Below are 15448 nucleotides of genomic sequence, written 5' to 3' on the forward strand. Positions count from 1 at the left end.
GGGGTGTTCCGGGCCGCGGATGGCGGGCGCCCGGTACCGGGGCTCACGGGTGTTCCGCTCGCCGCGAATACGGGCTTCGCCCATTGTCCCACACACGCCGACGATCCGTCGCCGCGCGGGCGCGGGCGGATGAACGAGCGCCCGTCGGTCCGGGGACCGACGGGCGCGGGCAGTCGCGGTGGCTGGGGACGATCCCGGATCAGAGGTCGGGGAACCAGAGCCCGATCTCACGCGCTGCGGACTCCTCGGAATCCGACCCGTGCACCAGGTTGAACTGGGTCTCCAGACCGAAGTCGCCACGGATGGAACCCGGGGCCGCCTTCTCCACCGGGTCGGTACCACCGGCGAGCTGCCGCCACGCGGCGATCGCGCGCGGCCCCTCGACGACACCGGCCACGACCGGGCCGGAGGTGATGAACTCGAGCAGGTCTCCGTAGAACGGACGCTCGGCGTGCTCGGCGTAGTGCTCGGCCGCCGTCTCCTGCGCCACCCGGCGCATGTCCATGGCGACGAGCGTGAGGCCCTTGGCCTCGATGCGGGCCAGAATGGTCCCGGTCAGGCCTCGCTGGACGCCGTCGGGCTTGATGAGGAAGAAAGTTCTCTCGGTCACAGCGGCAATGCTACAAGTACCCGGCGGATGTCAGTCGTGCTGGCTGGGCAGGTAGCCGCCGGCGATCCGCCTGGACAGGTCCCGCCGCAGATAGAGGATGTACGCCCACACCGCCGCGAACATCAGACCACAGACGCCCATCGACCAGTGCACGGCCCAACCCGCCACTGCCAACCCGGCGAGGGTGAGGTTCATCGGGATCGCCCACGGCCGTCGCTGCAGCCCACTGGCCACCACCATCGCCACGGCGAGCAGGCTGACGAACCACACCTTCCAGGTCTGGAAGTGCGCCCCGTCGTCGACCCGGGCGATCACGGTGAGGACCAACCCGATGACGATCGCCTCGAGGATGAGGGTGCCGGCCATGATCCCCCGCAGACCCTTCCACGGGTCCACCGAGGGTTCGGGGACCGGGCCCCGGGCGTCGGTGGGGCTCGGATCCGTCACTGTGCGTCCTTTCCGAACAGGCTGCGGGCGGCCCCGGCGGTCACCACGGATCCCGTGACGATCACGCCGACGCCGGACACGTCGTCGTCCGCGGTCGGATCGGGGACACCCACCAGGTCGAGAGCGGCGCTCACCGCGTCGGGGAGGGTGTCCACCACGTGGACCCGCTGCGCGGTGAACCGGTCCTCGGCGATGCGGGCGAGCTCATCGAGGTCCATCGCCCGCGAGGACGCGGCCCTGGTGACGACGACCTCGTCGACCACCGGCTCGAGGGCCGCGAGGAACGCGTCGGCGTCCTTGCCGTCGAGCATGGCCACCACCGCGACGAGCCTGCGGAAGTCGAACTCGGAGGTGACCGCCTCGGCGAGAGCCCGACCACCGTGGCCGTTGTGCGCCGCGTCCACCAGCACGGTCGGGCTGGAACTGAGCCGCTCCAGCCGGCCGGGGTTGTCCACGGCGGCGAACCCGGCGCGGATGAGTTCGGGATCCAGCGACCGCTCCGGGCCCGCACCGAAGAACGCCTCCACGGCGGCGAGCGCGGTGGCCGCGTTCTCGGCCTGGTGTTCACCGAACAGCGGCAGGAACACCTCGGGATACTCGCCCCCGAGGCCGCGCAGGGTGAGCTGCTGTCCGCCCACCGCGAGGCGACGCTCGACCACGTCGAACTCCGAACCGAGGCGGGCCACGACGGCGCCCACCTCGACCGCGCGCCGGAGGAGCACCTCCATCGCCTCGGGCTCCTGCCGACCTATCACGGCGACCGGGTCGCGCGGTAGGAGTTCGTCCTCGAGCCCGGGCTGGATGATCCCCGCCTTCTCCCCCGCGATCGTCGCCAGGTCGTCACCGAGGTAATCGGTGTGGTCCAGACCGACGGGGGTGACGACGGCGACGGCCGGCCGCACCACGTTGGTGGCGTCCCACGTGCCGCCCATGCCGGTCTCCACCACGGCCACGTCCACGGGGGCGTCGGCGAAGGCCGCGAAGGCCATCGCGGTGAGCACCTCGAAGTAGCTCATCCGGGGCCCACCACCGGATTCGGACCGCTGATCCACCAGCTCGAGGTACGGCTGCAGCTCGCGGTAGGTGTCTACGAACAGCCGGGCGGTGACCGGCTCGCCGTCCACGGCGATGCGTTCGGTGACGGTCTGCAGGTGCGGGCTGGTGTTGCGGCCGGTGCGCTGGTGCAGGGCCCGCAGGAGAGCGTCGATCATCCGGGTGACCGAGGTCTTGCCGTTGGTCCCGGCCACGTGGACGACCGGGTAGGCGTGCTGCGGATCACCGAGGACGGCGGTCAGCTCCGCGATCCTGTCGAGGCTCGGCTCGAGGCGGGACTCCGGCCACCGCGTGGCCAGCTCCTCCTCGACCACCGTCAGTTCTGCGATGTCGGCCTGCCACTCGGGGCTGCCGACCTCCGGGATCGGGCGCGGCTCCTGGTGGTCGTCCCCGTCCTCGTCCCCGGGCAGTGGCCCTCCGAGGGAGACCCCGGAGACCAGGCCCTCCTCACCGAGCATCTCGGCGACGTCTTCCTCCGTCGGAGTGTCCCAGCCCTCGTTCGGGTCATGTGGCTCGAGCCACCGATGGCCCGCCATCAGGCGTTGCTCCCGGCCGGGAGGCCCTCGAGTCGCGCGGAGATCCGGGCGACCTCGGCCTCCGAGAGATCCCGGCGCGCGCGGATCTTGTCCACCACGTGGTCGGGGGCCTTGCCCAGGAACGCCTCGTTGCCCAGCTTGGCCCCGGTGGTCTCCAGTTCCTTCCGAGCGGATGCCAGGTCCTTCTCCAGACGGCGCCGTTCGGCGGCCAGGTCGATGGTCCCGGAGGTGTCGATCTCGACCCCCACCGTGGACAACCCCAGCCGGACCTCCAGCGAGGCCGTGGCGGTGAAGTCGTCCTCGGCCCGGGTGAACCGTGCGAGCGAGGCCACCTGGTCGAGCAGGTCCGCGGGCAGGTCCGCCTGGTCGACCCCGGTGACGCGTGCGGGCACCCGCTGGCCCGGCTTCAGGCCCTGGTCGGAGCGGAAGCGGCGGATCTCGGTGACGAGGGTCTGGGCGTCGGCCACCCGGCGCACGGACTCTGCGGCGCCCTCTGCCGGGACCACGTCGGAGGGCCAGTCGGCGATCACCACGGAGTCGCGTCCGGTCAGGCCCGTCCACAGCACCTCGGTGACGAACGGGATGACGGGGTGCAGCATCCGCAGCACCACGTCGAGGACGTGTCCCAGCACGAGCCGCGTGTGCTCGGCGCGCTCGGAGCTGCGCGCCTCGTCGTCGTTCCCGAACTGGACCTTGGCGAGCTCCAGGTACCAGTCGCACACCTCGTCCCACGCGAAGTGGTAGAGCGTCTCGCAGGCCTTGGAGAACTCGTAGCGGTCCAGTGCGTCGTCGACCGACAGTCGCACCTCGCCGAGCCGGTGGAGGATCCATCGGTCGGCGTCGGTGAGTGCGGACGCCTCGGGGAGCTCGCCCACCTTCGCGCCGTTCATGAGCGCGAAGCGCGTAGCGTTGAAGAGCTTCGTGGCGAAGTTGCGCGAGGCCTGGGCGGCGTCGTCGCCCACGGACAGGTCGCCGCCCGGGTTGGCGCCCCGGGCCAGGGTGAAGCGCAGGGCGTCGGCGCCGAAGCGGTCCACCCAGTCCAGCGGGTCGATGCCGTTGCCCTTGGACTTGGACATCTTCTGACCGTGCTCGTCGCGGACGAGCCCGTGGAGGAACACATCCGTGAACGGGACGGGGCCCGGGGTGGCCTTGTCGCCGGTGAGGGTGCGGCCCACGAAGGTGCCGAACATCATCATCCGGGCCACCCAGAAGAACAGGATGTCGTATCCGGTGACCAGCACGGACGTGGGGTAGAACCGCTCCAGGTCGGCGGTACGGTCGGGCCATCCCATGGTCGAGAACGGCCACAGTCCGGAGGAGAACCACGTGTCGAGCACGTCCGTGTCCTGCGTGTACCCGGCGGGCGGCTGCTCGTCGACGCCCACGCAGACGACCTCGCCGTCGGGCCCGTACCAGATGGGGATGCGGTGGCCCCACCACAGCTGGCGGGAGATGCACCAGTCGTGCATGTCGTCGACCCAGTCGAACCAGCGCGGTTCCTGGCTCTTCGGGTGGATCACCGTGTCACCGTCGCGCACGGCATCGCCGGCCATCCGGGCCAACTCTTCGACCCTGACCCACCACTGCAGGGACAGTCGCGGCTCGATCGGCTCGCCGGAGCGCTCCGAGTGGCCGACGGAGTGCAGGTACGGACGCACCTCCTTGACGATCCGGCCCTGGGCGGCGAGGTCCTCGCGGATCACCCTGCGTGCCTCGAACCGGTCCATCCCGTCGTAGCGGGTCCCCGTGTCGGCGATGCGGCCGGCCGCGTCCATGATCGTGGGCATCTCGAGCCCGTGGCGCTGGCCGATCGCGAAGTCGTTGGGGTCGTGCGCGGGCGTGACCTTGACGGCGCCCGTGCCGAACTCGGGGTCCACGTGGTCGTCCGCCACGACGCGCATGGTCCAGCCCTCGCGGAACGGGTGCTCGATCTCTGTGCCCACCAGGTGGGCGTAGCGCTCGTCCCCGGGATGCACGGCGATCGCCGTGTCGCCCAGCATCGTCTCGAGCCGGGTCGTGGCCACCACCAGGTGCGGCTGCGAGTCGTCCATGGACCCGTAGCGGAAGCTGACCAGCTCGCCCTCGACATCCGCGTACTTGACCTCGATGTCCGAGATCGCGGTCTGCAGGGTCGGCGACCAGTTGACCAGGCGCTCGGCCCGGTAGATCAGCCCCTGGCCGTAGAGCTCGGCGAAGATGGTCTGCACGGCGCGGGACAGGCCCTCGTCGAGCGTGAACCGCTCGCGTGACCAGTCCACACCGTCGCCGAGCCGGCGCATCTGCTCACCGATCGTCCCGCCGGACTCGCGCTTCCACTCCCAGACCTTCTCGATGAAGGCCTCGCGTCCGATCTCGTGCCGGTCGATCCCCTCGGCGACGAGCTTGCGGTCCACCAGAGTCTGGGTGGCGATTCCCGCGTGGTCCATACCCGGCAGCCACAGCACCTCGAACCCCTGCATGCGCTTGCGACGCGTGAGCACGTCCATGAGCGTGTGGTCGAGCGCGTGCCCCATGTGGAGGTTGCCGGTGACGTTGGGCGGCGGCAGGACCACCGAGTACGCCGGCTTGTCGCTGGAGGGGTCCGCCTCGAAGTAGCCGGCGTCGACCCAGCGCTGATACAGCTCGGACTCGACCTCGCCGGGGTTCCAGGAGGCGGGGAGGGAGTCCGCACGGTCGGTCTCGGGGCCGGGAGTCGCTGCAGTCGTCACCCGACCATCGTAGGCCGTCGGGCCCGCGACCCCACATACGCCGCCCGGGCCCCGCCCCCGGGGTCAGTCGGTCAGGCCGAGGGCGTGCACGGCGTCGCGTTCGGAGATCAACTCGGCCACCGAGGCGTCGATGCGGGCGCGCTGGAAGTCATCGATCCCCAGACCCTCCACGACCTCCCACTCGGCACCGCGGCTACGGCAGGGCAGTCCGGTGACCACTCCCGGGACGGTGCCGTACTGCCCCTCGGAGGGAAGCGCCACTGTGGTCCAGCTCTCCCCCGGGGTCCCGTGGACCCAGTCGCGCATCTGATCGACCGCCGCGCCGGCCGCCGACGCGGCGGAGGACGACCCGCGGACGGAGATGATCTCCGCTCCCCGGTTCGCGACCCGGGGGATGAAGGTCTCGGCCAGCCAGTCCCGCTCGAGGCCGGTGGTCACGGGCTCACCGGCGCGGGTGAGATAGGAGACGTCCGGGAACTGGGTGGCCGAGTGGTTGCCCCAGACCACCACTCCGTCGAGGTCGGCGACGGGGGCGCCCAGCCGGGTGGCGAGCTGGCTCAGCGCCCGGTTGTGGTCGAGCCGCATGAGGGCGGTGAACCGACCGGCCGGGACGTCGGGGGCGTGCTTGTGCGCGATGTAGGCGTTGGTGTTGGCGGGGTTGCCCACCACCACCACGCGGATGTCGTCCGCGGCGCCGGCGTTGATCGAGCGCCCCTGGTCGCGGAAGATGGCGCCGTTCGCACTCAACAGGTCGGAGCGCTCCATGCCCTTGCCCCGCGGCATGGCCCCCACGAGGAACGCGGCGTTGGTGCCGTCGAACGCCGCGGTCGCGTCGTCGGTGATGTCGATCGAGTCGACCAGGGGAAGGGCGCAGTCCTCGATCTCCATCGCCACGCCCTCGGCGGCGGTGACCGCGGACGGGATGTCGAGCAGCCGCAGTCGGACCGGCGTGTCGGGGCCGTAGACCAGGCCGGACGCCAGGCGGAAGAGCAACGAGTAGGCGATCTTTCCGGCGGCGCCGGTAACGGTGACGGTGACCGGGGTGGAGGTGCTCATGCGTGGGGACCTTCCTCAGGCGACGACGGGGTCGGCCCCCACAGTAGTGAGAAACCGACCCCCGGTTGATCGCCTGAACCGTCGTACACCCGTTGTTCGCCCCGGGGCCAGTCGGCGGTGTGCGGTCCCGCTAGGTGTGGACCTCGGCGCCCGTCTTGGCGCGGATCTCCTCGATCGTGACGTCCGGGGCCGGTTCGACGAGCCGGAACCCCTCGGCGGTGATGTCGAGGACACACAGGTCGGTGACGACGCGCTGAACGCACCGGCGGCCGGTGTACGGCAGGGAGTTCTCGGCCATGAGCTTGATGTCCCCCTTGCGCGTGACGTGGTCCATCATCACGATCACCCGGCCGGCGCCGTGGACCAGGTCCATGGCACCGCCCATGCCCTTGACCATCGCTCCCGGGATCATCCAGTTGGACAGGTCCCCGGCCTGTGAGACCTGCATGGCGCCCAGCACCGCCACGTCGACCGTTCCGCCCCGGATCATGGCGAAGGACTCCGACGACGAGAAGTACGCCGCCCCGGCGGCTGCCGTGATGGTCTCCTTGCCGGCGTTGATCATCTCCGGGTCGAGCTGCTCGGGCGTCGGGTACGGGCCCACGCCGAGGATGCCGTTCTCCGAGTGCAGGGTCACCTCGACACCGCCGGGGACGACGTCGGGGATGAGGGTCGGCATCCCGATCCCCAGGTTGACGTACTGGCCGTCGACGAAGTCCGCGGCGATCCGGGCCGCCATCTGCTCGTGGGTCCAGCTCATGACCGGTCCTCCCCGTTCCTGCCGCTACTCAGCTTCTCGATCTCGACTCCGGTCTCCTGACGTCCCACCTCGACGAGGCGCTGGACGAAGATTCCGGGGAGGTGGACGTCGGCCGGGTCGATCCGTCCCGCCGGGACGATCTCCTCGGCCTGGACGATGGTGATGCGGCCGGCCATCGCGACGTCCGGGTTGAAGTTCCGTGCGGTGCCGCGGAACTGGAGGTTGCCCGCGGTGTCCGCACGGTGGGCGTGGACGAGGGCGAAATCGGTGACGATCGCGCGCTCGAGGACGTACTGCACTCCGTCGAACTCGCGCACCTCCTTGGGGTCGGACGCCACGGCCACTCCCCCGTCGCCGTCGTAGCGCAGTGGGAGTCCACCCTCGGCGACCATCGTCCCGACGCCGGCGGGTGTGTAGAAGGCGGGGATGCCCGCTCCGCCGGAGCGCATCCGCTCGGCGAGCGTGCCCTGCGGCGTCAACTCCACCTCCAGCTCGCCGCTCAGGTACTGCCTGGCGAACTCCTTGTTGGCCCCCACGTAGGAGGCCGTGGTGCGGGTGATGCGGCGGGCCTCCAGCAGCGTGCCGAGACCGAAGCCGTCCGTACCGCAGTTGTTGCTCACGGTGCTCAGGTCGGTGGCCCCCTGGTCGAGGAGCGCATCGATCAGGACGGCGGGGATGCCGACCAGACCGAACCCCCCGACGGCGAGCGAGGCGCCGTCCGGAATGTCCGCGACCGCCGCGGCGGCCGACGAGAAGATCTTGTTGGTCATGTCACACACCGTAGACTCTGTTCGCCTGTTGCACAACTGTTCGTTATGCGTACACTTGAGGCGTATCGTGGTGCACGTCTCCCGGGCCCGACCGGACCCGGCCGCCTCCTCCAGGAAAGGAACCGCCCCATGCCCGCCACCCTGTCTCACCAGGTCAGCGGCCCGCAGTCAGCGGATGCCCCTGCCGTCGTACTCCTCGGATCACTCGGATCGGACCGGTCGATGTGGGACGCCCAGGTGCGCGAACTGGCCCGGGACCACACGGTCATCGCCGTCGACCACCGTGGACACGGGGGCTCCGACGTGGTTCCGGGGCCGTGCACGATCGCCGATCTCTGCGGCGACGTCCTCGCCCTGCTCGACGCCCTCGGCGTGAACCGCTTCCACGTTGTCGGGCTCTCCCTGGGAGGTGCGGTGGCCCAGTGGCTCGCGGTCCACGAGCCCACCCGGGTCCGGTCCACGGCCCTGCTGTGCACGGCCGCGAAGTTCGGCGAACCCTCGGGATGGGTCGACCGCGCGACCGCGGTCCGCGAGGGCGGCACCGAGGCCGTCGCCGACGCGGTGGTGGCGCGGTGGATCACCCCCGGTCGCGCCGAGGAGGATCCCGCCCTGGTGGCAGGTCTCCGCGAGATGATCCTGGCGACCAGCGCCGAGGGATATGCCGCGGCCTGCGACGCCCTGTCCGGGTGGGACGGACGCGCCGACCTCGGCCGGATCACCTGCCCCACCCTCGTGGTGGCCGGAGACGAGGACCCCTCCACACCGCCCGACGTGCTCCGCGAGCTCGCGGACGGTATCCCGGGGGCCGAGTTCGTGACCCTGTCGCCCGCAGCGCACGTTCCCACCGTGGAGATGCCCGAGCGCGTCTCCGAGGTCCTGCGCGCGCACCTGACCTCGGCCGGGCCCGCGTGAGCGCGGAGGACCGCGAGCAGGCCGACGACGAGACCCGGTCCGGGCTCGGGTCAGGGTCCGAGCTCGGCTCCGGTTCCGGTTCCGGGTTCGAGTCAGGGGCAGGGTCCGGCTCCACACCCGAACGACCGGCGTCCCCGGACTTCGTCCAGTCCCTCGCGCGCGGCCTCGCCGTCATCACCGCGTTCGACGCCGACCACCCCCGACAGACCCTCAGTGAGGTCGCCCGGACCACCGGGCTCACCCGCGCGACCGCGCGCCGGTTCCTCCACACACTGGTCGAGCTCGGCTACGTGGACACCGCCGGGTCGGCGTTCTGGCTCACCCCCCGCGTGCTCGACCTCGGTTACAGCTACCTCTCGGCCATGCCACTGACCGATCTGGCCCAACCGCACCTCGAACGGCTCAGCGCCCAGCTCGACGAGTCGTCGTCGATCGCCGTCCTCGACGGTCACGACATCGTCTATGTGGGCCGTGTCCAGGTGCGTCGGATCATGAACATCGGGATCACCATCGGAACCCGCTTCCCGGCCTTCGCCACCTCGATGGGCAGGGTCCTGCTCGCGGCCCTGCCCCCGGAGGAGCTGGACGCCCACCTGGCGGCGACCGACCTACGCGTACTCACACCGCACGGGATCGGAGAGCCGGCCGGGCTGCGCGCCGAACTGGCGGCGGTCGCCGACCGCGGGTGGGCGCTGGTGGACCAGGAACTCGAACCGGGGCTGAGGTCCCTGGCCGCCCCGGTCCGCGACCGCCACGGGCGGGTCGTGGCCGCGCTCAACGTCTCCACACACGCCGCCCGGTATTCGATCGACCAGCTCCGGGACGAGCTCGTCCCGGTCGTGGTGGACGCGGCCCGGGCCCTGTCCGCGGACCTGGCGACCGTCAACCGTTGACCAGTTCCGACCGAGACCCCTCCCCTCACCACGCTCCCCACCCCAGCCACCACCAGGAGAACCCATGCGCGACGTCGTCATCTGCCAGCCCCTGCGTACCCCGGTCGGCCGCTTCGGCGGCGTGTTCCGCGATCTGGACGCGAACACCCTGGCGACCTCCCTGCTCACCGCGCTCGTCGAGCGCACCGGCCTGACCGGGGCGGACGTCGACGACGTGATCCTGGGCCAGGGCTCGCCCGGTGGCGAGGGTCCCGCCATCGGCCGGATCGCCGCCCTCGACTCCCCGCTCGGCATCGACGTGCCCGGGATGCAACTGGACAGGCGCTGTGGCTCCGGACTCCAGGCGGTGATCACCGGCGCGCTGCAGGTGGCCTCCGGCGGAGTGGACCTCGTGGTCGCCGGAGGCGTCGAATCGATGAGCCAGGTGGAGTTCTACGCCACGCCCTCTCCCCGCTGGGGCATCAAGGGCGACGGCGTCTCGCTGATCGACCGCCTCGGCCGCGCCCGCACCACGGTCGGTGGCCGCTCCCACGTGATCGACGGCGGGATGATCGAGACCGCCGAGAACCTCCGCCGCGAGTACGGCATCACCCGCGAGGAGCAGGACCGACTGGCCGTGCAGTCCCACCAGCGTGCGGTGGCCGCCCAGGAGTCCGGTGTGTTCGCCGAGGAGATCGTCCCCGTCGCCGTCCCGCAGCGCAGGGGCGGGGACCTCGTCGTGGACACCGACGAGCATCCCCGCGCCGACACCACGGTCGAGACACTCTCGGGCCTCCGGGCGATCATGGCCCGCACCGATCCCGAGGCCACCGTCACCGCCGGCAACGCCTCGGGCCAGAACGACGGCGCCGCGATGTGTGTGGTCACCACGGCGGACAAGGCCGCCTCGCTCGGACTGACCCCGCTCGTGCGCCTGGCGTCCTGGGCCGTGGCCGGTGTCGCCCCGGAAACGATGGGGATCGGCCCGGTCCCCGCCACCGCCAAGGCGCTCGACCGGCTCGGGATGACGCTGGCGGACATCGACGTGATCGAGCTCAACGAGGCCTTCGCCGCCCAGGCGCTGGCCGTCATGCGGGAGTGGGACATCGACCCCGCCTCGCAGCGCCTCAACCCCCACGGCTCCGGAATCTCGCTGGGCCACCCCGTCGGCGCGACCGGTGCCCGGATGCTCGCCACCCTCTCGAACGAGATGGTGCGGCGCGACGCGCAGTGGGGTCTGGAGACGATGTGCATCGGCGGCGGCCAGGGCCTGGCCGCCGTCTTCGAGCGCGTCTGACCGGCTCCCCGGGATCGGCAAGAGCGTTCCGCACACATTGCTTGAGTGGAAGTGTGCGGAACGCTCTTGACGTTGATCGTAGCGGTGAGGGGCCGGACGTTCATCGGTCCGAGCCCGGTCGGACGGAGCGTCAGTCGTCGACTCGCGAGGGGTGCCGCGTCAGCGCCATGACCTCGATGTCCATGTACGGGAACAGCGGCAGGCCCGAGAGCAGTTCGTGCAGCTCGTCGCCGGATTCGACGTCGAAGATGCTGATGTTGGAATACTGGCCGACGATGCGCCAGAGCTCCCGCCACGTGCCTGAACGCTGCAGCTCCTGACTGTAGGCCTTCTCGCGGGCGACGGTGTCCTCGCGCACCTGCGGATCGAGGTCACGGGGGATATTGACGTCCATGCGGACGTGGAACAGTGCCATCTCGGTAGTCTCCTCTAGTTCTCAACGGTCAGTGGTCGGCAGATCAGTGGTCAGCAGGGCAGTGGGACAGCGGGACAAAGGGACAACGGTCAGCGGTCAGCGGTCAGCGGCGGGTGAACTTCTCCACCGCGTCGTGGTCGATCTCCACGCCCAGGCCCGGCCCTTCCGGGAGGTGAACCCGACCGGCCTCGTACCTGATCGGCGTGGTCACGTATGTCTCGGCCAACAGCAGCGGACCGAACAGCTCGGAGCCGTAGTTGAAGCCCGGCTCGGCGCACGCCAGGTGCAGTGACGCCATGGTCCCGATGGGCCCCTCCAGCGAGGTCGCGGCATGACAGGCGATGCCTGCCGAGCGCGCGATGGCCACCACCTCCTTGCTCCGGGTCAGGCCACCCAGCTTGGTGGTCTTGACGGCGATGACCCCCGCGGCGTCGCGGCGCACGACCTCGAGGGCGTCATGCGGGGACTGCACTGATTCGTCGGCCATGATCTGGACGGGCAGCGTGCGATTGAGCTCGGCGAGCACCTCGATCTGCTCCGTCGGGGTCGGCTGCTCGATCAGCTCGATCCCGGCCGCGACCAGCGCGGGGAGGTGGACGTTGGCGGTGAACCGGTCCCACCGGGCGTTGATGTCCACCCGCAGGCCGGCGCGGCCGCCCAGGCGCTCGGCGAGCGCGGAGATGCGCGCGACGTCCTCGGCCGGTTCCAGTGCCCCCATCTTGAGCTTGAAGGTGCGGTGGCGGTCCGCGGCGAGGAGTTCGTCGATCTCCTCGACCATCGCTTCGAGAGGCATGGCGCCCAGGGCCCACGTGCACTCGATGGAGTCGCGGACGGCGCCGCCGAGAAGGGACCGCACCGGCACCTCCAGAGTGCGCGCCCATGCGTCGAACATGGCGATCTCGAGTGCGGCCTTGGCGAAGCGACCGCGGGCCACCACTCCCTCCATCGCCTCGAGGACCGCCGGGACCTCGTCCACGCGCCGGCCCACGGCCACGGGGGCGAGGTACTTCTCCACCAGCACCTGCATGGTCTCGGCCGACTCCCCGCCCCACCAGGGGCCGCCCGGGGTCACGCCCTCGCCGTAGCCGACGACCCCGTCGGCCGTGGTCACCGACACCAGGAGGATGGACTGCTCGGTCGCGGTGGTGGTGGCGAACTTGTGGGGGCGGATGAGGGGGACGTCGAGGATGCGGGTCTCGACGGATCGGATGGTCATGTCGGTCATGTTCGGTCCTCGACTTGCTGTGAGCTGGGTGGGATCACCGGCGCCCCGGCCGCTCGTTGCGGCCGGGGCTGGGGCTGGGGCTGGGGCTGGGGCTGGGGACGATGCTTCCGGTGATCGGATGTGATCAGGCGACGTAACGGGCCTCGGAGACCGGGTCGAGCACGAAGTCGTAGACGACCTCGTCAACGCCGTCGGCGCCCGGCTCGGGGGCCAGGATCAGCTCGGGCTTGACCGCGCCGGCGACGTCGTCCTCGACCCACTCGCCACCCTGGAAGTACAGCTGTGTGGTGATGAGCCGCTTGCCCGGGGCCGTCACCTTGAGGTGCAGGTGCGCCGGTCGCCACGGGTGGCCGTCGTAGCTGGCGATGAACTCGCCGGTCGGGCCGTCGTGCGGGATCTGGTAGGGCGCGGGCTGGATCGTGGTGATCTCGAACCCACCCTCGACATCGGTGGAGAAGGTGCCGCGCAGGTTCCACTCCGGGATACCCAGGCCGTCGTCGAACTGCGAGTAGTAGCCGTCGGAATCGGCGTGCCAGAGCTCGACCGTCGCGCCCTCGATGCCGGCGCCGTCCAGGTCACGGACCTGGCCCTTGAACACCAGGAGGGTGCCCTTCTCGTCCTCGCGCATCGGCATGGTGCCCTTGGCGCCGAGGTTCGGGGCGTCCGGCACGTAGTACGGGCCCTCGATGGAGCCCTTGGTACCGGTGAAGATCCGGCTGTTGGAGTCCTCGACGAAGTGCTCGAGGAAGACGTCGAGCCACAGCGGCCACTCGCCACCCTCGCCGACGTTGATGAGCCACTGCTTGAGGACGCGGTACTCGTCGTAGGTCACCTCGTGCTGGTAGATGACCTCGGACAGCTTGGACAGCACGTCCTTGTAGATGGCGGCGGCGCGCTCCGGCGAGGTGTCGGAGCTGACCCGGTGGCCCTTGAACTTGTCGGTGGCGGCGCTGCCGGAGCCCGAGGCGGTGGGGACTGCGGTGGTGGGGACTGCGGTGGTGCTCATGACGCTCCCTGCGTGGGTGGGGGGACTGGATCGGGCCGGTGGACGATGTCCTGCTCAGGGATCGCCGTCGGCCGATGCCCTCACTGTGCCCCCGGCAAAGGTGTGTCGTCAATCACCCCCCTATACGTATGTAGTGGCAATCTTGTGCGTATCGCGGACCTCGCGGGCGCGTTCTCGCAGATAGACGTACGGATGAGAACAATCCGTTCGCGGTGCGAACAAGTGGCACCTAGGCACGACTAGGCAAACCCCTAGTGTGACTCGCCCCACACTCGGGCACCGTTGGGGTCATCACGGCAACAGGTCGCCCTCGAGGTGGCCCGCCCCGACCCCGCAAGGAGTACTCGATGTCCGATCGACTCGACCATCTGCAGCACACTCTCGACACCGCTCTCGAGGACCGTCCCGCCGAGGGCATCATCCGTGCGAACCGTCGCATCTTCACCGACGAGGAACTGTTCGAACTCGAGATGACGCACATCTTCGAGGGCAACTGGGTCTACCTGGCACACGAGAGCCAGATCCCGAACGTCGGCGACTACTTCACCACCGACATCGGCCGCCAGCCCATCATGATCACCCGCGGCAGGGACGGAGAACTGAACTGCCTGATCAACGCCTGCTCGCACCGCGGGGCGATGCTGTGCCGCCGCAAGACGGACAACCGCACCACGCTGACCTGCCCGTTCCACGGTTGGACGTTCTCCAACTCCGGTGAGCTGCTGAAGGTCAAGGATCCGCGGGACGCCGGCTATCCGGAGCAGTTCAATACCGGCGGTTCACATGACCTTCGCCGTGTGGCCCGGTTCGCCAACTACCGCGGGTTCCTCTTCGGCAGCCTGAACGAGGACGTGCTGCCGATCGAGGAGCACCTCGGGGACAGCCGGACCATCATCGACATGCTCGTCGACCAGTCCCCGGAGGGGCTGGAGGTACTGCGTGGGTCGTCGACCTACACCTTCGACGGCAACTGGAAACTCCAGGCCGAGAACGGCGCCGACGGCTACCACGTCTCGGCGACCCACTGGAACTACGCCGCCACCACCGCCCGCCGCGGCTCAGGCGAATCCAAGAACGAGACCAAGGCCATGGACGCCGGCACGTGGGGCAAGCAGGGAGGCGGCTACTGGTCGTTCGACCACGGCCACCTGCTGCTGTGGATGTGGTGGGGCAACCCCGAGGACCGTCCGCTGTGGGAACGCAGGGAGGAGTTGGCCGAGCAGATCGGTGAGAAGAAGGCGGAGTTCATGGTCGGGGCCTCCCGAAACCTGTGCCTCTACCCCAACGTCTACCTGATGGACCAGTTCTCCAGTCAGATCCGGCACTTCAAGCCGATCTCGGTGGACAAGACCGAGGTGACGATCTACTGCATCGCCCCCAAGGGCGAGAGCACCGACGCCCGCGCCGCCCGGATCCGCCAGTACGAGGACTTTTTCAACGCGACCGGCATGGCGACGCCGGACGATCTGGAGGAGTTCCGCTCCTGCCAGAAGACCTACCTGGCCGGTGCCGCTCCGTGGAACGACATGACCCGCGGTTCCACCCACCAGGTCAGCGGCCCCGACACCACCGCCCGAGGGCTGGGGATGGAGAACGTGCTCTCCTCCGGCGCCAAGACCGAGGACGAGGGCCTGTACCCGGTGCAGCACGGGTACTGGCTCGAGACCATGCGCCGTGCACTGGAGGCCGAGGAGCGCGCCGCCGCCGAGGCGGATGCCTCAGCCGCGGGGACGAACGGCGCGACGCCGAGCGCCACCGCGACCGCCTCCCTCTGATCCGAC

Annotated in this window: 14 protein-coding genes; 4 read left to right on the top strand and 10 right to left on the bottom strand. The window is 70.1% G+C overall.

All coding sequences use genetic code 11. From position 1 onward, the window contains the following. Positions 1–199 precede the first annotated feature (199 nt). The 7 genes from ndk to NJE57_RS06210 form a co-directional block, all read right to left on the bottom strand. Positions 200–610: a nucleoside-diphosphate kinase gene (ndk, locus tag NJE57_RS06180; protein WP_319027536.1), complete on the bottom strand. Its 411-nt coding sequence runs from the start codon at positions 608–610 to the stop codon at positions 200–202. A gap of 30 nt (positions 611–640) precedes the next feature. Continuing rightward, complete coding sequence (locus tag NJE57_RS06185; RefSeq protein ID WP_319027537.1) at positions 641–1057, bottom strand: DUF4233 domain-containing protein; 417 nt, start codon at positions 1055–1057, stop codon at positions 641–643. Beyond that, entirely contained in the window at positions 1054–2646 is a 1593-nt protein-coding gene (gene folC / locus NJE57_RS06190; protein WP_319027538.1) for a bifunctional tetrahydrofolate synthase/dihydrofolate synthase, read from the bottom strand. The genes NJE57_RS06185 and folC overlap by 4 nt, the downstream gene beginning before the upstream one ends. After that, positions 2646–5354, bottom strand: a complete 2709-nt coding sequence (locus NJE57_RS06195) for a valine--tRNA ligase (protein WP_319027539.1) — start codon at positions 5352–5354, stop codon at positions 2646–2648. Before NJE57_RS06195 ends, folC begins: the two co-directional genes overlap by 1 nt. A gap of 63 nt (positions 5355–5417) precedes the next feature. Further along, positions 5418–6410, bottom strand: coding sequence for a malate dehydrogenase (locus NJE57_RS06200; RefSeq protein WP_107748166.1), 993 nt, complete (start codon positions 6408–6410; stop codon positions 5418–5420). A gap of 130 nt (positions 6411–6540) precedes the next feature. Continuing rightward, entirely contained in the window at positions 6541–7170 is a 630-nt protein-coding gene (locus NJE57_RS06205) for a 3-oxoacid CoA-transferase subunit B (protein WP_107748165.1), read from the bottom strand. Then, on the bottom strand, positions 7167–7940 hold the full coding sequence (locus NJE57_RS06210; protein ID WP_107748164.1) for a CoA transferase subunit A: 774 nt from the start codon (positions 7938–7940) through the stop codon (positions 7167–7169). Before NJE57_RS06210 ends, NJE57_RS06205 begins: the two co-directional genes overlap by 4 nt. Before the next feature lie 129 nt (positions 7941–8069). Between NJE57_RS06210 and pcaD the strand changes: the two genes are divergently transcribed. From pcaD to NJE57_RS06225, 3 genes are all read left to right on the top strand, one after another. Beyond that, positions 8070–8852: a 3-oxoadipate enol-lactonase gene (pcaD, locus tag NJE57_RS06215; RefSeq protein WP_319027540.1), complete on the top strand. Its 783-nt coding sequence runs from the start codon at positions 8070–8072 to the stop codon at positions 8850–8852. Beyond that, the gene (locus NJE57_RS06220) at positions 8849–9745 is read left to right on the top strand and encodes an IclR family transcriptional regulator (protein ID WP_319027541.1); all 897 of its coding nucleotides are present in this window, start codon (positions 8849–8851) and stop codon (positions 9743–9745) included. The genes pcaD and NJE57_RS06220 overlap by 4 nt, the downstream gene beginning before the upstream one ends. Positions 9746–9809: 64 nt before the next feature. Beyond that, a complete protein-coding gene (locus tag NJE57_RS06225; protein WP_319027542.1) occupies positions 9810–11021 on the top strand; it encodes an acetyl-CoA C-acetyltransferase in 1212 nt (403 codons plus the stop codon). A gap of 130 nt (positions 11022–11151) precedes the next feature. Here the strand turns inward: NJE57_RS06225 and catC are convergent, their stop codons facing one another. The 3 genes from catC to catA form a co-directional block, all read right to left on the bottom strand. Further along, positions 11152–11436 carry a muconolactone Delta-isomerase gene (gene catC, locus NJE57_RS06230; RefSeq protein WP_107748160.1) on the bottom strand — a complete coding sequence of 95 codons (285 nt, stop codon included), beginning with the start codon at positions 11434–11436 and terminating at the stop codon, positions 11152–11154. 103 nt (positions 11437–11539) lie between these two features. Beyond that, the gene (locus NJE57_RS06235) at positions 11540–12661 is read right to left on the bottom strand and encodes a muconate/chloromuconate family cycloisomerase (protein WP_319027543.1); all 1122 of its coding nucleotides are present in this window, start codon (positions 12659–12661) and stop codon (positions 11540–11542) included. A 124-nt stretch (positions 12662–12785) separates the two neighbouring features. Then, the gene (gene catA / locus NJE57_RS06240; protein ID WP_319027544.1) at positions 12786–13667 is read right to left on the bottom strand and encodes a catechol 1,2-dioxygenase; all 882 of its coding nucleotides are present in this window, start codon (positions 13665–13667) and stop codon (positions 12786–12788) included. Between the two features lie 347 nt (positions 13668–14014). On the opposite strand from catA, the gene benA reads away from it, so the two are divergent. Then, a complete protein-coding gene (gene benA, locus NJE57_RS06245; RefSeq protein ID WP_319027545.1) occupies positions 14015–15442 on the top strand; it encodes a benzoate 1,2-dioxygenase large subunit in 1428 nt (475 codons plus the stop codon). Positions 15443–15448 lie beyond the last annotated feature (6 nt).

It is taken from the genome of Dietzia sp. PP-33 (assembly GCF_033790845.1).
Taxonomy (GTDB): Bacteria; Actinomycetota; Actinomycetes; order Mycobacteriales; family Mycobacteriaceae; genus Dietzia.